The sequence below is a fragment of the Pseudoxanthomonas sp. JC1303 genome, assembly GCF_058448525.1.
This window is the reverse complement of the sequence record NZ_CP185958.1, coordinates 3,306,141-3,322,845: the sequence shown is the minus strand read 5'-3', so window position 1 is coordinate 3,322,845 and position 16,705 is coordinate 3,306,141. Positions and strand designations below refer to the sequence as shown.

Annotated in this window: 19 protein-coding genes; 13 read left to right on the top strand and 6 right to left on the bottom strand. The window is 68.2% G+C overall.

What is annotated here, in order from left to right:
• The first annotated feature begins 34 nt into the window (after window positions 1-34).
• From ACORQU_RS15000 to ACORQU_RS14985, 4 genes are all read left to right on the top strand, one after another.
• Window positions 35-922: a PhzF family phenazine biosynthesis protein gene (locus ACORQU_RS15000; RefSeq protein ID WP_491641895.1), complete on the top strand. Its 888-nt coding sequence runs from the start codon at window positions 35-37 to the stop codon at window positions 920-922.
• A complete protein-coding gene (locus ACORQU_RS14995) occupies window positions 919-1,809 on the top strand; it encodes a PhzF family phenazine biosynthesis protein (protein ID WP_491641894.1) in 891 nt (296 codons plus the stop codon). Before ACORQU_RS15000 ends, ACORQU_RS14995 begins: the two co-directional genes overlap by 4 nt.
• Before the next feature lie 61 nt (window positions 1,810-1,870).
• Window positions 1,871-2,749 (top strand): PhzF family phenazine biosynthesis protein, encoded by an 879-nt coding sequence (locus tag ACORQU_RS14990; protein ID WP_491641893.1) that lies wholly within the window; start codon window positions 1,871-1,873, stop codon window positions 2,747-2,749.
• Between the two features lie 163 nt (window positions 2,750-2,912).
• Complete coding sequence (locus ACORQU_RS14985; RefSeq protein ID WP_491641892.1) at window positions 2,913-4,487, top strand: IclR family transcriptional regulator domain-containing protein; 1,575 nt, start codon at window positions 2,913-2,915, stop codon at window positions 4,485-4,487.
• Between the two features lie 67 nt (window positions 4,488-4,554).
• On the opposite strand, the gene ACORQU_RS14980 is transcribed toward ACORQU_RS14985, so the two are convergent.
• Both ACORQU_RS14980 and ACORQU_RS14975 read right to left on the bottom strand, forming a co-directional pair.
• Window positions 4,555-5,187 carry a glycine zipper 2TM domain-containing protein gene (locus tag ACORQU_RS14980; RefSeq protein ID WP_491641891.1) on the bottom strand — a complete coding sequence of 211 codons (633 nt, stop codon included), beginning with the start codon at window positions 5,185-5,187 and terminating at the stop codon, window positions 4,555-4,557.
• 134 nt (window positions 5,188-5,321) lie between these two features.
• The gene (locus ACORQU_RS14975; RefSeq protein ID WP_491641889.1) at window positions 5,322-5,756 is read right to left on the bottom strand and encodes an OsmC family protein; all 435 of its coding nucleotides are present in this window, start codon (window positions 5,754-5,756) and stop codon (window positions 5,322-5,324) included.
• 295 nt (window positions 5,757-6,051) lie between these two features.
• Here ACORQU_RS14975 and ACORQU_RS14970 point away from each other — a divergent pair, with 295 nt between their 5' ends.
• The 6 genes from ACORQU_RS14970 to ACORQU_RS14945 all read left to right on the top strand — a co-directional run bounded on the left by ACORQU_RS14970 (window position 6,052) and on the right by ACORQU_RS14945 (window position 9,430).
• A complete protein-coding gene (locus ACORQU_RS14970; protein WP_491641888.1) occupies window positions 6,052-6,435 on the top strand; it encodes an HU family DNA-binding protein in 384 nt (127 codons plus the stop codon).
• Between the two features lie 191 nt (window positions 6,436-6,626).
• Complete coding sequence (locus ACORQU_RS14965) at window positions 6,627-7,148, top strand: M23 family metallopeptidase (RefSeq protein ID WP_491645144.1); 522 nt, start codon at window positions 6,627-6,629, stop codon at window positions 7,146-7,148.
• A 74-nt stretch (window positions 7,149-7,222) separates the two neighbouring features.
• On the top strand, window positions 7,223-7,525 hold the full coding sequence (locus ACORQU_RS14960) for a DUF3861 family protein (RefSeq protein WP_271646399.1): 303 nt from the start codon (window positions 7,223-7,225) through the stop codon (window positions 7,523-7,525).
• Window positions 7,526-7,591: 66 nt separating this feature from the next.
• Window positions 7,592-8,128 (top strand): hypothetical protein, encoded by a 537-nt coding sequence (locus ACORQU_RS14955; protein ID WP_491641887.1) that lies wholly within the window; start codon window positions 7,592-7,594, stop codon window positions 8,126-8,128.
• A 68-nt stretch (window positions 8,129-8,196) separates the two neighbouring features.
• A complete protein-coding gene (locus tag ACORQU_RS14950) occupies window positions 8,197-8,781 on the top strand; it encodes a YceB family lipoprotein (RefSeq protein WP_491641886.1) in 585 nt (194 codons plus the stop codon).
• Window positions 8,771-9,430, top strand: coding sequence for a hypothetical protein (locus ACORQU_RS14945; protein WP_491641885.1), 660 nt, complete (start codon window positions 8,771-8,773; stop codon window positions 9,428-9,430). The genes ACORQU_RS14950 and ACORQU_RS14945 overlap by 11 nt, the downstream gene beginning before the upstream one ends.
• 98 nt (window positions 9,431-9,528) lie before the next feature.
• On the opposite strand, the gene ACORQU_RS14940 is transcribed toward ACORQU_RS14945, so the two are convergent.
• From ACORQU_RS14940 to ACORQU_RS14925, 4 genes are all read right to left on the bottom strand, one after another.
• Window positions 9,529-10,068 carry a type 1 glutamine amidotransferase domain-containing protein gene (locus ACORQU_RS14940; RefSeq protein WP_491641884.1) on the bottom strand — a complete coding sequence of 180 codons (540 nt, stop codon included), beginning with the start codon at window positions 10,066-10,068 and terminating at the stop codon, window positions 9,529-9,531.
• A gap of 103 nt (window positions 10,069-10,171) precedes the next feature.
• A complete protein-coding gene (locus tag ACORQU_RS14935; RefSeq protein WP_491641883.1) occupies window positions 10,172-10,957 on the bottom strand; it encodes a 3-hydroxybutyrate dehydrogenase in 786 nt (261 codons plus the stop codon).
• 73 nt (window positions 10,958-11,030) lie between these two features.
• Window positions 11,031-13,256: a DUF5916 domain-containing protein gene (locus ACORQU_RS14930; RefSeq protein WP_491641882.1), complete on the bottom strand. Its 2,226-nt coding sequence runs from the start codon at window positions 13,254-13,256 to the stop codon at window positions 11,031-11,033.
• Between the two features lie 164 nt (window positions 13,257-13,420).
• Window positions 13,421-13,888, bottom strand: coding sequence for an SET domain-containing protein (locus tag ACORQU_RS14925; RefSeq protein ID WP_491641881.1), 468 nt, complete (start codon window positions 13,886-13,888; stop codon window positions 13,421-13,423).
• 86 nt (window positions 13,889-13,974) lie between these two features.
• On the opposite strand from ACORQU_RS14925, the gene ACORQU_RS14920 reads away from it, so the two are divergent.
• The 3 genes from ACORQU_RS14920 (at window position 13,975) to sufB (ending at window position 16,589) form a co-directional block, all read left to right on the top strand.
• Window positions 13,975-14,547 carry a cytochrome C gene (locus ACORQU_RS14920; protein ID WP_491641880.1) on the top strand — a complete coding sequence of 191 codons (573 nt, stop codon included), beginning with the start codon at window positions 13,975-13,977 and terminating at the stop codon, window positions 14,545-14,547.
• 90 nt (window positions 14,548-14,637) lie between these two features.
• Window positions 14,638-15,099, top strand: a complete 462-nt coding sequence (locus ACORQU_RS14915; RefSeq protein WP_271646408.1) for an SUF system Fe-S cluster assembly regulator — start codon at window positions 14,638-14,640, stop codon at window positions 15,097-15,099.
• A gap of 17 nt (window positions 15,100-15,116) precedes the next feature.
• A complete protein-coding gene (gene sufB / locus ACORQU_RS14910; protein ID WP_491641879.1) occupies window positions 15,117-16,589 on the top strand; it encodes a Fe-S cluster assembly protein SufB in 1,473 nt (490 codons plus the stop codon).
• Window positions 16,590-16,705: the final 116 nt, after the last annotated feature.

The window sequence follows — 16,705 nt, the reverse complement described above, 5'->3', positions numbered from 1 at the left end:
CCGACCTTCCCGCTCCGCCGACAGGATCCACCGCATGATCCAACGCCGCTACCTGCAACTGGATGTCTTCGCCGACCGCCCCGGCGCCGGCAATCCGCTCGGCGTGGTGGTCGATGCGCATGGATTGGACACCGCCGGCATGCAGGCCCTGGCCGCCTGGCTGAACCTGTCCGAGACGGTTTTCTTCCAGCCGCGCGGTGGCTATGGCGCGGACTATCACGTGCGCATCTTCACCCCGAAGGGCGAGTTGCCCTTCGCCGGACACCCCAGCGTGGGCGCGGCCTGGGCCGCGCTGGAACTGGACCTGGTCAACCCACAGAATCGTCAGCCCGGCGCGACCACGGTGGATCTTGTGCAGCAATGCGGTGCCGGCCTGCTGCCGGTCCGGGTGTCGGTCGTTGATGGGAGGCGCCAGATCGCCGTGCGCACGCCGCGCGCGGTGCATCGGCGCGATGTCCCCACGCCGGCCTGGCTGCTGGCATCGACGATGTTCGGCGCCGAGCGTGGGTCGCTGGCGCCGGTGCTCTACAACAACGGGCCGAACTGGTGGCTGCTGGAACTGGCCAGCGAAGCGGCACTGCGCGCCCTTGAACCCGATCTGGCCCGCATCGCCCAGTTGCCCGGCAAGGGCAAGCTGGCGCTCTTCGCCCGCTGCCAGGACCAGCCCTACGCGCTGGCCGTTCGCGCCTTCGCGCCTGGGGTGGGGGTGGCCGAGGATCCGGTCACCGGCAGCGCCAATGGCGCCATTGCCGCCTATCTGCACGCTTCCGGCAGCCTCCCGGGCCAGGAGGGTCGCTATGTGGCCAGCCAGGGACGCGAGTTGGGACGCGACGGCGTTGTGCAGTTGCACGTCGATCATGAGGACGAGGTCTGGATCGGCGGCCAGGTGCAACCGGTGATCCAGGGCCAGTTGGTGTGGTGACCGCCGCGCCGCGATCGCGACGCTACCTCCAGCTGGGTGTCTTCGCCGACCGGCCAGGCGCGGGAAATGCCCTGGGCGTGGTGGTGGATGCCGAAGGTCTGGAGACGGCCGACATGCAGGCCATCGCCGCGTGGCTGGCCCTGCCGGAAACCGTGTTCTTCCTGCCGCCAGGCGCGGATGCGGACTACCACATCCGTATCTTCACCCCAGGCTGCGAACTGCCCTTCGCCGGGCACCCCAGTGTCGGCTCGGCCTGGGCCGCCCTGGAACTGGGGCTGGCACACGACCGCGCAGGCGCCCTGGTCCAGCGCTGCGCCAAGGGTCTGCTGCCGGTCCGCGTGCAGCGCGAGGGCGACACCCGACGCCTGCACGTGCGCGCACCCCGCGCGTTCCAGCGCCGAACGGGAGCCGAGCACGTCGCTGCGCTGGCCCGCATGCAGCAGGCATGGCCTGCGTCGGCACATCCGCCGGCCCTGTGGGACAACGGCCCGGGCTGGTGGCTGGTGGAGCTGGCCGACGCCGCCGCGCTGCGCGCCCTGCAGCCGGACCTGGCCGCCATCGGCGCCCTCTCGCGCGACAGCGATGCCACCGGCCTGGCGTTCTACGCGCTGGAACCGGACGACGACCATGACATGGTCGTTCGCGCGTTCTGCCCGCTCGACGCGCCGGGCACGCCGGAAGACCCGGTCACCGGCAGCGCCAACGCCTGTATCGCCGCACGCTTGCATGCCGAAGGCCGCCTGCCGGGCCATGCAGGCCGCTATCGCGCCAGCCAGGGCCGCGAGGTCGGGCGCGACGGCCGCGTGGACGTCCAGATCGACGACCAAGGCGAAGCCTGGATCGGCGGTCAGGTGCTATCGGTCCTTCAGGCCCGGCTGACTTGGTAGACCGCCCGGGTGCGTCCGGCTTGCTACCCTGCACGCCCGTTCCAAACCGATCATCCCCCCGATGCCTCTGCACCGTTTTCTCCAGGTCGATGTGTTCTCGCCGCGCGCGGGCTGCGGCAATCCCCTGGCCGTGGTGCTCGATGCCGAGGGGCTGGACGAGGCCGCCATGCAGGCCATCGCCCGCTGGACCAAGCTGCCGGAAACGACCTTCGTGTTCCCCGCATCCGACGACGGCGCCAGCTATCGGCTGCGCATGTTTGCCCCACAGAAGGAAGTCCCCTTCGCCGGGCATCCCAGCGTCGGCACCGCGCATGCCGCGCTGGCCGCGGGTATCGCCCAGGTGCGGGACGGAATGCTGGTGCAGGACGGCATCGCCGGGCGCTTGCCCTTGCGGGTCGACACGATCGACGGCATCCAACGCATCGCCATCCGCGTGCCACGCGCCTCGGTGGCGGAAATCGTCGATACGGGCGACGTGCGTCTGGCCCCGGCCATCGCCGGCTGGCCGCTGGGTACGCTGCCGCCCGCGCTGATGGACGGCGGCCGCAAGTGGTGGGTCGTGGAACTGGCCGACGAGACCACCCTGCGCGGCCTGGCGCCGGACTGGGACGCCATCGCCACGCTGGCCGAGTCCACTGGCGCGATGGGCGTGTTCGCCTACGCCCGCGCCCCCGGCAACGCCGACTATCAGCTGGCGGTGCGCGCCTTCGTCGGCAATGGCCGGCGCTTCGAGGATGCGGCCTCCGGCGCGGCCAACGCGGTGCTGGCCGCGTGGCTAGACAGCCGCGGCGCGCTGCCCGGGCGCGATGGCCGCTACGTGGCCAGTCAGGGTCGTGAGGTGGGCTTCGATGCCTTGTTGGAGCTGCACATCGACGGCGACGGCGAGGTCTGGTCCGGCGGCCAGGTGCAGACCGTCGTCAGCGGCCACCTGGACTGGTAACCCGCCGCGCAGTGCCCCTCCTGCATGCCCGATCCGACGGCCACGATGCCGAAGACGCATCGCCAACACCCGACGATTTCGCCCACAATGCGCACCGCCCCATGACCCGCGGGCGCCCCCTTCACTGCCCCACATCGGCCGATCGGCCAGGATGACCGGCGACATGAGTGATCACCCGCGCAAGGCGACCGGCACCATCGAGCGTGCGCTGGACGTGCTGGAGGCCATCGGCACCTCGCCCAAGGGTGTCACCTTCGCCGAGATCGCCCAGCAGGTGCAGCTGCCGCGCACCACCGCCTACCGCATGCTCAGTGGCCTGATCGAGCGCAACCTGGTCCGGCGCGAGTCTTCGCGCCGCGCCTACCGGCTGGGTTTCGGCGCATTGCAACTCAGCCGCGAGTCGCATCCGGCGCCGCAGCTGGTGGTGGCCGCCAACATCGAACTGAACTACCTACGCGCCATCACTGGCGAAACGACCTGCCTGTGGGTGCGCGATGGCGTGGAAGTCATCGCGCTGGAGCGCACCCCGGGCGCGCACCGCTCGCAGGGCGACACCCACGTCGGCCAGGGCCGGCTGCTGCACGTCACCGCCGCCGGCAAGGCCTTGCTGGCCGCCATGCGCAACGGCGAGCGCAACCCACTGCTGACGCGCCTGGACATGACTCCGTTCACGCCTAACAGCGCCACCAGCCGCGACCAGGTCGCCGCGATGATCGCCAAGGTCAAGGACGCCGGCTACGCCATCGACGACGAGGAGAGTCGCCTGGGCGCCCGCTGCGTGGCCACTGTCGTGCGCGACATGCAGGGCCAGGTGCGCGGCGCGCTGAGCCTGTCCGGGGCCACCGCGCGCTTCACGCCCGAACGCATGGCCCAGTTCGGGACCGAGCTGATGGAGGCCGCGCAGCGCATCGGCGAACGCCTGGCCGGCACAGTGGAAGTCACCTATGACGATCAGGTTCAGCGCGTCGCCGGCGCGCCGGCACGCGGGGCGGACTTCGTCACCTGGTCGGCGAGCCGCGGCTGCTGGTACTGGGTCGATGTCCACAGCGGCACCCTCCATCGCGCCGATGCCGGCGGCGACCGGATCCTGGCCTCGCTCCCGGTCCAGGCGCGCGGCCTCAATGTGACGCCGAGCGGACTGGAAGTGATCCACGGCGAAGGCATGCTGCGCCTGGACTTCGAAGGTGCGCTGGCGCAGCGCCAGCTCGAATCCCGCGGCCATGCCGCCCCCATCGCCGCGTGCGTGCAACCGGACGGACGCGAATGGCAGGTCACCCCCGATCCGGCCGGCGGCTATCGCATCGCTACCTGGCTGCATATCGGCATCGCCGTCCCCGGCTGGCGGATCGACGACCGCATCGACGCGCTGTGCTGGAATCCCGACGGCACCCGCCTGTTCGCCGCCAGCGCCACCTCCGGCACGCTCTACGAGATGCGCCCGGGCGATGCACGCATCCGCCGCCTCGCCGTCATCCCCAAGGCGTCGGGCGAAGTGCGTGGCCTGGCGGCCGACGCGCACGGCGATGTCTGGGTGGCCCTCTACGGGGGCTGGGCTGTGGCCCGGTTCTCTGCAGAGGGCGGCATGATGCAGGAAGTGGTGGGCTTGCCGATGGCGTGGCCGACCAGTCTGGCCGTGGGTGGCGATCGCCAGCTGGCCATCACCGCTGCGGCAGGACCGGACCCGGACGCGCCCGAGGAGGCCACCGGGTTATATCTGCTGACCCGCCCCGCTCCCTGAGACGGGCAAAAGCGAGGGGCCTTGCGGCCCCTTGGTACGGCAGATCCCCCGTACTTGCTGGATTTGCTCAGTCCTGCACGGCGACAACGTCCACGTGGACGCGGATGCGGTTGCCCGGGTGATAGGCGGTGCGAGTGTGGTACTGGCGGCCGGCGTATTCGTAGGTCACATCATAGCCTTCGACCTCGCCATCGCGGCGGTCGGCGACCGGCTCACAGACCCGAACCGTGCCGCGGGAGGTGTGGGTATTGTCGTAGACCGATTGCCCCGCCACGGTGCCGGCGGCAGTGCCCACGGCCGTGCCGAGCAATTGACCCGTGCCACCACCGAAGCGGCTGCCCACCACGGCGCCAACCACACCGCCGACAATGGTCGCCGCGGTTCGCCCACCCTGGGTGGGTTGGCGGTCATTACCGCCATCGTAGTAATCCCCGCCGCGCGTGTAGGTGTCGTCCGCAGGCCGGTCGTAGCACTGCTGCGAGGGCGGAGGCGGCGGCGCGATGATCGGGTCCACGCGCACCACGCGGGCATAGTCGTCGGCGCCGCTGTCACGATCGTCATACCCATCGCGCGCGTCGCCGCGTTGCGCGTCGCCGGCCGCGTAATGCTGGCTGTAGTAGTCGGCGTAGCGAGACTGGGCCGATGCCGGGCCAATGCACACCAGGCCAAGCAGGAGAACGGAACAGGTCGAGCGGATCATGGTGGAGTCTCCAGCGCCAGTTTGGCGCCGGAGCATCGTCGATCCAGCGGGGTGAAACGGTCCTGAACCGGCCAGGCCCGCGCTGCCGCATTCAACCCTGCGACAGCTGCCGGCGCCCGGCAACGTGGTTTGCCTTAGCTGGCGAACTCGGTTTCCAGGCTCATCGGCACCGCCTTGAGCGCCTTGGAAACCGGGCAGTTCTCCTTGGCGTTCTCGGCGATCTCCTTGAACTTGGCCGCATCGATGCCTGGCACCACGCCCTTCACCTTGAGCCGGATGTGCGACACCGTCGGCCCGCCTTCCATCGACAGATCGACCTCGGCACGGGTATCCAGCGAGGTCGGCGGCGAGCCTGCCTCGGTCAGCATGTTGGACAGCGCCATGGTGAAGCAGCCCGCGTGCGCTGCAGCAATCAGTTCTTCGGGATTGGTGCCCTTCTGATCACCGAAGCGGCTATTGAAGCCGTACGGGGTTGCGTCCATCAGGCCGCTCTGCGGCGTGGAGATGCTGCCCTTGCCGGACTTCAGATCGCCTTCCCAATGTGCGGTGGCCGGACGTGAAATACCCATGGCGTTACTCCTGTTTGGAACGAGAGAAAGGAGCGGCAGGCTAACGCCCAGGATGTGAGTACACCGTGCGCCACGCGTGGCATCGCACATGCGCGGCGCGATGCTCCTGGCGCGCCGCGGTCACGACCATGCACGTGCTGCGCGCGCCGGCGATTGCCCCATTAGTCGAAAAATCGCTGGAAAGACCCGAAAAAAGCCGTTTTTCCCCTTGGCGCGCGCGGACTCTTGCCCTACATTCCGCATGCCGACCGTTTCGGCCCGAATACTTCACCCAACACGGGACATCAGGACACATATGGCAAAGACCACCAAGAAGGTAGCGCCGAAGAAGGCCGCCAAGACCGCCGCCAAACCCGCCGCTCCCAAGCCCATCAAGGAAACCCTGACCAAGTCCGGCCTGGTGGCGCACATCGCCGAGACCAGCGGCGTGGCCCCGAAGGACGTCCGCGCGGTGATGAGCTCGCTGCAGGCCACCGTCCAGGGCTCGGTCAGCAAGAAGGGCGCAGGCAGCTTCACCCTGCCAGGCCTGCTGAAGATCAAGACCGTCAGCGTCCCGGCCAAGCCCAAGCGCAAGGGCATCAACCCCTTCACCAAGGAAGAGCAGTGGTTCGCCGCCAAGCCGGCCTCCACCAAGCTCAAGTGCACCTTCCTGAAGACCCTGAAGGATTCCGCCGCCTGATCCACAGGCGCGTTTCCAACAGGCTTCCAGAACGGGATGGCGCGAGCCGTCCCGTTCTTCGTTTGGGCGGCGCTACAACGGATTGATCGGGCACTCATCGTCTCTGGGCCAGGCTGTGGCGCATGTCCACCGTCTCTCACGACACCTCCCCGGCCCGACAGGCGTGGCGCGCCATTCGCCCGCTGCTGTGGATGGGCGCGCTTGGCCTGGCCGCTGCGTGGGCCTGGCGCCAGCCGTTCCTGGAGACCCCGCGCATGCTCTGGCGCATCTCGCGCATGGAACCGGCCTCGGCCCTGCCCTCCCCGGTCGATGGCGTCAGCGCCCGCCGTATCGCGGACACCTTCGGCGCGCCGCGCGGCCGCACGCGCACCCATGCCGGCGTGGACATCTTTGCCCCACGCGGGACACCGGTGCGCAGTGCGACACCCGGCGTGGTCACCTCGATCCGCGATGGCGGACTCGGTGGGCGCCAGGTCTGGGTGCTGGGGCCCGGCCGCGAGCGCTATTACCACGCGCATCTGCAGGGATGGGCCGATGGCCTGCATGAAGGACAGAGCGTCCTGCCGGGGACTTTGCTGGGTTACGTCGGCGACAGCGGCAACGCGCGCGGTACGCCGACCCACCTGCATTACGGCATCTACGGTGCCGCCGGCGCGCGCGACCCGCTGCCGGCGCTGCGTGCCGGCGCGACGCGGGAAAGGCTGGAACACTGAGTCGCGCCCCGCCCGCTCGCCGCCGGCTCTGTGGTTTCCTAACGTGGGCGCATGCCTTCACCGCCGTGAGCGACATGCACGAGCAACGCCCCCATCGCTACCGCATCACCATCACGCCCGTTCAGGACGACGGTTATCCCTGCGTCGACCGTTGCAGCATCGAGTTCGAACACCGCGCCAGCCAGGACTGGCTGCGGCTGATGCACCACTCCCAGCGCCACCGTCAGCTCAGTGCCGATGAGCGCGCCGCGACGCTGGTCGCCAGTCGCGTCCTGCGCGACCTGGCCCATGCCCATCGGAACGCGCAGGAAGATCCGTTCGACACCCTCGAACCGGTGCTCGACCGCTTCATCGCCGGGATCGACCCACGCCGTTGAACCCAGCGCGGCGGCGCCAGGCCGCTGCCGCTAGACTGCGCCGCATCGTCGCTGACGGAACTTTCGATGCGCATCGCGCTCCTCCTTGCCTTGAGCCTGTCGCTTGGCGCCTGCTCATGCAGCCGCAAGCCCGACCCGGACGCCATTCACCGCGAGGCGAGCCCACAGCCGCCAGCGGCCGCGCCGCAAGCCGTCGACGCAGCTGAACTCAAGGCGCGCCAGGCCCGGACCGAGGCCCTGCAGGCGCAACGCAGCGCGATGTCGGAAGCCGGCGATCTGATGCAGCGCTACCTCGGTGCCCTGGCGACCGGTGACACGGCGGCCGCAGACGGGCTCTGGGTGGGCGGCAAGCCGCCGCCCGTCCCGGATGATGCCGCCCTGCGCGCGCTGGGGCCGCGCTCGATGCGCATCAACACCGACGCACCGGTTCCGCTCGATCCGGACCAGGTCCCGTCCCCGTCATTCGAGGTCCCGGTGCGGCTTCGCGTCGCCGATCGCGATGGTGGCGTGCAGCAGTGGCGCGGCTGGTATCGCGTACGCCGTGCGGCGGACGCCAGCCACTGGGAAATCACCACGGCGTCCCTCCATCCGCAGCTCGATTGAGGCCCGGTTCACCGCGCGTGCTTATCGTGTCCAGCACGAATCCAAGCGCAGCCACTCGGGATACTCGCATGAAGCCATCGATCGTCACGCGCATCCGCGCCGGCGTTGTCGCCTTGGCGCTGGTGGCCGTCAGCACTGCGGCGGCCGCCTGGGCACAGGGCAAGCCTTCCCAGGATCTGGCCGTCTCGGCCGAGCAGGTGCAGGGTTACCTGCAGTCCGAGTTCCCACGGCAGTTCCAGGCCCTCGGCGGGCTGGTCTCAATGACGGCGAGCAACCCGCAGCTCACCATCCCCGCCGACGGCGATCGCGTCCAGATGCAGTTCGATGCGAGTGCCAGCGGCAATCCACTGGGCCGGGTGTGGCTGAGCAGCGGGCTGCGCTACGACGCCGACAAGATGGCCGTCTTCCTGGACGCGCCCAGTGTCGATCGCGTGGTCCCGACCCATGGCGGCGAGCTGCGAAGCCGCGACCGCCAACTGGTCAGCCTGTTCCTGCAGGACTACGCGAGCACTGAACCGCTGTATCAACTCGATCCGAAACTGCTGGCCAACTTCGGCAACCTGCGTGTGGAGTCCACGCGCGTGGAGGGCGGAAAGATCGTGGTCCATTTCAACCAGCCTGTCGGCATGCCGGAGTTGAGCGATGCGCCGTGACCGAATCCGGGGGCGTCTGGCCCTGCTTGCCGTGGGCGCGACGGCGCTGACTGCGCTTGCCGCGTGCGGCCCATCCGCCAGCACCGCCAGTCCGACATCGACGCCCGCAACGCCCGATGCGTCCGTCGCCGCGATCACCGAGCCGCAGGCCTCGCCGGTGCCGGCGGCCATCATGGACAAGGCCGAGGGCGACCTCACCGCTCCCGACCAGGATCCCAAAGCCGCAAGCATGGCCGCCACGCCCGAGGCGGCCGAGGACACGGTGCGGCGCTACTACGAGGCCATCAACGACAAGGACTACCCACTGGCCTACGCCCAATGGGGCAACGATGGCGCGGCCAGCCGCCAGAGCTATGAGGTCTTCTCCAAGGGCTATGGCAAGACCGCGTCCGTGCAGGCCCAGGTCGGCAAGGCGTTCGACCAGGAAGGCGCGGCGGGATCGCGCTATATCCGGGTGCCGGTGGAACTGGCCGCCGCCCAGACCGACGGAAGCGTGCGCCATTACCGCGGCAGCTTCACCCTGCGCGCAGTGATGGCCGATGGCGCCACGCCCGAACAGCGCCGCTGGCACCTGGACTCGGCCGAACTGGAAGGCTTCGAGCCGGACGCCGTCGCCTCGGCGGCTCCCTCGAAGGACACAGCGCAGTAGCTTCGAGCGGAGCTTGGAGCAAAGAAAAGGCGCGATCGGAAGATCGCGCCTTTTGGTCTTTGAGGGCACCGCGTTCTGGTCGGCCCCCCTATGCGGATTCAGCTCGCCAATGCGTCGGCGATCGCCTTGCTGAAAGCAGGGATATCGTCGGGATTGCGGCTGGTGATGAGCTTGCCGTCGACCACCACCTCGCTGTCCTCCCAGCGTCCGCCGGCGTTGGTCAGGTCGGTCTTCAACGACGACCACGAGGTCAGCCGGCGGCCCTTGGCCAGCCCAGTCTCGGCCAGCATCCAGGGGCCATGGCAGATCGCCGCCACCGGCTTGTCGTCGGCCGCGAATGCCTTGACGAAGGCCACGGCCGCCGCCTCGCGACGCAGGTGGTCGGGATTGATCACCCCGCCCGGCAGCACGAGCGCGTCGTAGTCGCCTGCATTGGCCTTGCCGAGCTGTCGATCGACCTTGACCGACTCGCCCCAGTCCTTCTTGTCCCAGCCGCGGATGCTGTCCTGCCCGTCCAGCGCCACCACATCGACCTTCGCGCCGAGCGCTTCCAGGCGACGCTTGGGCTCGATGAGCTCGGATTGCTCGAAGCCGTCGGTGGCCAGCATGGCGACGGTCTTGCCTGTCAGGTCGGTCATGGGAAAACTCCGGTTGAAAGAGGATCTTCATGCTGGTCCTCCCGGCATTCGATGCCCATGAACATCGGCGGCATGCGCGCAGACGCGGCCTGAACGTCTGCGCTCACCCCATGTGCCAGCCGTGGCTGACCAGGATGCTCTGCCCGGTCAGCGCATTGCTCGGAAACGCACACAGGAACTCCACCGTGGTGGCCACGTCTTCCAGCGTGGTGAACGCGCCATCGACGGTATTGCCCAGCATCACCCGCTTGACCACCTCGTCCTCGCTGATGCCAAGGCGCTGTGCCTGTTCGGGGATCTGCTTTTCCACCAGCGGGGTCCGCACGAAGCCCGGGCAGACCACGTGGCTGCGCACGCCATGCGGCCCGCCCTCCTTGGCCAGGGTCCGCGCCAGGCCCAGCAGGCCATGCTTGGCGGTGACGTAGGCCGACTTGAGCGGCGAGGCCTCGTGCGAATGCGCCGAACCCATGTAGATCACCGTGCCGCGCTTGCGTGCGTACATGCCGGGCAGCACCGCCTTGGTGGTCAGGAAGGCGCCATCCAGATGGATCGCCAGCAGCTTCTTCCATGCCTCGAAAGGAAACGCCTGGATCGGATGGACGATCTGCACACCGGCATTGGCGATGAGGATGTCCACTGGCCCCAGCGCCTGCTCGACCTGGGCCATGCCGGCGTTGACGGCCGCCTCGTCGGTCACGTCCATCGCCACGCCAAGCGCACGATCGCCATCGGCCTGGATCTGCGTGGCGGCTTGCTTCGCGCCTTCCAGGTTGAGGTCGGCGATGGCAACGGCGGCACCGGCGCGCGCCAGGGACTGCGCCAGGGCCTTGCCGATGCCGCTGGCAGCACCGGTGATGACGGCGACCTGGCCTTCGAGGGAACGGGACATGACACGACTCCAAGGAGGATTGCACGGCAGTGTCGCGCATGCGACGCCGCCCGCCTATGACAGGCGTGCCGGCCTAGAGTTCGAAGCGGTAGCTGAACTTCACCAGCAGCTGCTCGTCGTCGTGCAGCCGCAGCGCGTCGCTCAGCAGACTTCCGATGGCGTCGCTGCGATCGGTCTCGTCGTAACCACCGCGGGCATAGACCACGTACAGGTCCGACATGGGCGCCACTTCGTAGCGATAGCGCACCTGGAAGCCCAGGTTGCGCACGCTGAAATCCGACACGTCCTCGTCGCTGCGCAATGCCCGCGTTCCCACCACGCGGTAGGCACCGCTGGCGTCGGCGTCGATGGCCAGCGCCTGCAGCTTCACCCGCAGCTCCTGGCGGTTGGCCAGGTTCCAGGTCAGCCCGGCGTTGAGGTGCCACTCGCGCCCGCTGTACAGGCCGACCAGATTGTCGCGCTGCCACACAGACCAGGCCGGCGTATGGTCGGCGTAGCCCCCCAGGTACACGCTGAAATCGTCATTGATGAAATAGGTCGCCGTGTAATCCACGCTATAGCTCAAGGCGCCCGGATCGGAGATGGCACCACGCCTGGTCCACAGCTCCAGCTCATGCGCCCAGGGTCCTTTTCGCGGACGGCTGTACTCGTAGACCAGCTGGGTATTGAACGGCTGCTCGACCGAACCATGCCCGCGGGTCAGCAGGTCGTCGACGCCGGCATCGTTGAAATTGGCCTGGACGTATTCGACGCTGCCATCGCGCAGGCGCCCCTGGCGGCTGATGCGCAGCTGCTTGTTGAGCACCTCGCCGTGGTCGTTGTTGACCTGGCTGATCCGCCAGCGCCAGTCCTTGGACGAATAGCGCGAATCGGCCGGCTGGTCCGGGAAGCGCCGACGCACCTCCCAGTGCGCGTAGTTGAGGCTGTTCTGCGACAGGTAGCCCGCGTCGTTGAGCTGCAGGTCGTTGCCGAAGTGCATGGCGATCCACTGCTGTCGCCAGCCATGGTCCATCTCGTAATCGGCCCACACCGTGGCCCCGCTGTCGCGGCTGGTCGCGCCCTGCTCGTCGATCTGGCTGCCGATCAGGCGCGTGCGCACGTTCCAGCGCGCGTTGGGCCGCCAGTTGTGGTCCACGCCCAGCACCGTCGCCTTGCGATCCAGCCACGGACGATCGACCTGGGTCAGCATCAGCCCGAGGTTCTGGTCGGAGAAATCGCGCACCAGCCGCAGCGCGCGGAAACTGCGCCCTGCCTCCCCGTCCTCGTCGGCGTAGAACACGCCGTACTTGGTCGCCCCCAGGCTGCCATTGATCTTGACCGCCGCGGTGATGTCGGCCGCCCCGCGCCCATCGTCCGAGGGACCGCCGATGCGCCGGGTATAGAGCAACTGACTGAAATCCGAGGGGGTGGTGAATTCGAACAGCCCCTGGTTCTCGGTGAAGAACGGGCGCTTGTCGCTGACGTAGGTTTCGGTGGCGCCGAAGTTGACGACAAGGTCGTCACTCTCGACTTGGCCGAAGTCCGGGTTGACCGTGGCGGTCATCTGGAACTGCCCGTTGGGCTTCCAGAACACGTCAACTCCGCCGTCGAATGCGGTGTCCCCGTGCGCGCGGTCGTACAGGCCCGAGACATAGGGCGTGACCGCCAGCAGCGATTGCGCGTAGTCGGCGACCTCCACCGGGGCGAACTCGGACAGGAAGCGCGGCCGGTCGAAGCTGGCCGCCGGCCACGCCATGCGCTCGCCGGTCGCGCCGATCACCCGGTCCACGTAGAGCTTCATCCGGCGCGTATCACCGGAGGCCTTGTGCATCGGCGCGGTGTACCAGGGGATCAGCACCTCCACCGACCAACCCTGCGCGTCCTCGCTGACGGCATGACGCCAGCTACCGTCCCAGTCGTCGCTGAAGGTGTTCTCGTTGGTGATCACCGCGTCCTTGATGCCATCGGTGGAGGAGACCACGAAGTTGTAGCCGGTCCTGCCATCGCCATCGAAGTCGATCATCAGGTTGACCCGGTCGACCTGATCCTCGAAGTCGCGGCGCACCTTCTGATGGGTGCGCGGCACGCCTGGCGGCTGCACGCAGCGCACGGCCACGGCCAGGCCATCGGGGGTGGCCAGGATCCACGCCTCGGTCGGCTGGCTGCCCGGCGCGCGCGTCAGCGGCTGCACCTGGCGGAAATCGGTGACGTGGCGGGCCCCGGCCCACTCGTCCGGATCGATCCGTCCATCGATCTCCACGGCGCCGGCCTGCCAGGCCAGCGCCAGCCCGATCCCACCGGCCAACATTGCGATGCGCATGCGCGCCTCCTTCCTTTGGGCCGATGCCCGTCGGGGGAGAAGACTAGGCACCGGTCGGCAGGACGCCGACTGGCATCAGTCATTGCAACCTTTTACCGTCCCGACGCATCTGTGCGGTCACGGCAGGCCAGAGGCCGGCGCCGGATGGCGAGCAAAGTCCCTACTCAGCGCTTGGGCTGGAGCATGGTCCCGGTGCAGTTCTTGGAGCCGCAGCGACAGGCCCAGATCTTCTTCAGGCGCGCGGTGTGCGGCTCTTCCAGGGTGATGCCGTAGTTGTAGGTCAGCTCTTCGCCGGCCTTGATGTTGCGCAGCGCCTCGACCACCACCTGATCCTTGCGCCGGTCCTTGCCGTCGTGCTCGACGATCAGCGCCTCGCAGTTGGGATCGCAGCTGTGGTTGATCCAGCGTGCGCTGTTGCCGCCGCGCGCGCCGTCGATGACGTATTTATCGTTGAGCGTGAACAGGAAGGTATGGCCGCTCTCCACGTCACCGCCACTGTCGCGGTCCGCCTGTGCGTGGGTCCGCCGCTCGCCCTTGTATTCGATCAGCCGCTCTCCCTTCTTGATCGGGGCCACGGCGAACATGCCGTTGCCGTGGATGGCGGATTTGCGGGTGGCGATCTTGCGCGGCATCGAAAGGTCCGGTGGGTAAGTGACGGGGCATTGTGGCCGCGGTGCCCGCTTCGTGCCACTGGCGCCGCCCTTGGCCGATCGCAACCGTGCGCCACGTCTTGAGTTTCGAGATCCCGGCCGAGACCGCGCCCATGCAGACACGTCAGATCTTCGCTCCCATCGTGGCCCTGGCCAGCGTCCTGTGCCTGGCCGCCTGCCACGAAAGCGCCGCAACCCCCCAGCCCGACACGCAGGCCCAGGCCAGGGACCTGGCCGCACGCGGCGAATACCTGGTCCGCATCGGCGGCTGCAACGACTGCCACACTCAGGACTACGGCGCGCGTGGCGGAGACATTCCGACATCGCAATGGCTGCTGGGCAACCGCGAGGGCTTCGTCGGCCCCTGGGGCACCAGCTACGGCACCAACCTGCGTCTGACGGTGGGCCGGCTCGATGAGGCCGGATGGCTCGCCTACACCGCCACCCTGCAGGCGCGCCCGTTGATGCCGGCCTACATGCTGCGGCAGATGCATGAAGAGGACCGGCGCGCGATCTATCACTTCATCCGCGCATTGGGCCCGGCCGGGACGCCGGCGCCCGCCGCGCTTCCGCCTGGCCAGACGCCCGCCCCGCCCTATCTCCAGTTGGTGCTACCGACGCGGGAAGCGCCCGCCTCCTGAACGGGCCCGACCCCGCCGTTTGAGCCGCGCGGACCGAAAGCGTACAATTTCGGTCCAGTTTCGATCTGTCGCCCCGCGCGACCCACTCCCATGCTGCGCGTCACCAAACTCACCGATTACGCCACCGTACTGCTGACCGTCCTGGCCGGCCGTACCGGCGAAGTCCTCAGTGCCACCGAACTGGCCGAGGCGTCCGGCCTGGAAGCCACCACCGTGAGCAAGGTGCTCAAGCCGCTGGCCCAGGCAGGCCTGGTCGAAGGCCTGCGTGGCGTGCATGGCGGCTACCGGCTGGCGCATCCGGCCGTCGATATCTCCCTGGTCCAGATCATCGAGGCCATGGAAGGACCGCTGGCCATCACCGAGTGCAGCCAGCAGGACAGCCAATGCGGCATCGCCCACCAATGTGGGGCGCGCGCCAACTGGCGCCTGATCAACGACGTGGTCGCCGACGCCCTGCGCGGCATGACCCTGGCGCAGATGCTCCAGCCTGCGCCGCCCTCCCCTTCCACCGAGACACGCCGGCGCTCCATCGCCGCGCGCGTCGCCAGCTGAAACCGTAGGCAGCCCACATGGCCACCGAAGCAACCCAACTTCCCGAAGCGCCGCTGCGCAACGCCGAGATCGTCCAGCAGCTCGGCCGCCGCTATGACGCCGGCTTCATCACCGACATCGAGTCCGACTCGCTGCCCGCCGGCCTGGACGAGGACATCGTCCGTGCCCTGTCGGCCAAGAAGGACGAACCGGAGTGGATGACGCAGTGGCGCCTGGAGGCTTACCGCCACTGGCTGAAGATGCCGATGCCCGAGTGGGCCAAGCTCAAGATCGCCCCGATCGACTTCCAGGCGCTGAGCTACTACTCCGCGCCCAAGGGTCCCAAGTACAAGTCGCTGGACGAGGTGCCGCAGGAGCTGCTGGATACCTACGACAAGCTGGGCGTGCCGCTGCACGAGCGCGCCAGGCTGGCCGGCGTGGCGGTGGACGCGGTGTTCGACTCGGTCTCGGTCGGCACCACCTTCCGCAAGGAACTGGCCGAGAAGGGCGTGATCTTCTGCTCGATGTCCGAGGCGATCAAGGAACATCCCGAGCTGGTCAAGCAATATCTGGGCTCGGTGGTGCCGGTCGGCGACAACTACTTCGCCGCGCTCAATTCGGCGGTGTTCTCCGACGGCAGCTTCGTGTTCATCCCCAAGGGCGTGCGCTGCCCGATGGAGCTGAGCACCTACTTCCGCATCAACGCCGGCCACACCGGCCAGTTCGAACGCACCCTGATCATCTGCGAGGACAAGGCCTACGTGTCCTACCTGGAAGGCTGCACCGCGCCGATGCGCGACGAGAACCAGCTGCACGCCGCGGTGGTCGAGCTGGTCGCGCTGGAAGACGCCGAGATCAAGTATTCCACCGTGCAGAACTGGTATCCGGGCGACGAGGAAGGCCGTGGTGGCATCTACAACTTCGTCACCAAGCGTGCCGAATGCCGCGGCGATCGCAGCAAGGTCACCTGGACCCAGGTCGAGACCGGCTCGGCGATCACCTGGAAGTACCCATCCTGCGTGCTGCTCGGCGATGACGCCTCCGGCGAGTTCCACTCGGTGGCGCTGACCCACCACCGCCAGCAGGCCGACACCGGCACCAAGATGATCCACATCGGCAAGCGCACCAAGTCCAAGATCGTCAGCAAGGGCATCAGTGCCGGCCGCGGCCAGAACACTTACCGCGGCCTGGTCAAGGTGGACAAGGGCGCCGACGGCGCGCGCAACTACACCCAGTGCGATTCTTTGCTGATCGGCAAGCAGTGCGGCGCCCACACCTTCCCCTACATCGAGGTGAAGAACCCCGGCGCCACCGTCGAGCACGAGGCCACCACCTCCAAGATCAGCGACGACCAGCTGTTCTACTGCCGCGCGCGTGGCATCAGCGAGGAGGACGCGGTGTCGATGATCGTCGACGGCTTCTGCAAGCAGGTCTTCCGCGAGCTGCCGATGGAGTTCGCCGTCGAGGCCAAGAAGCTGCTGGAAGTCTCGCTGGAAGGCAGCGTCGGCTGACGTGTTTCCTTCTCCCTGAGGGACTCGGTGCCCTCAGGCAGAAGGTGGCGCGAGGTGAGCCTGCAATTGCAGGTTCGGGATCAGAACACGGACCAAGCCTCGTGATCCGATTCCGC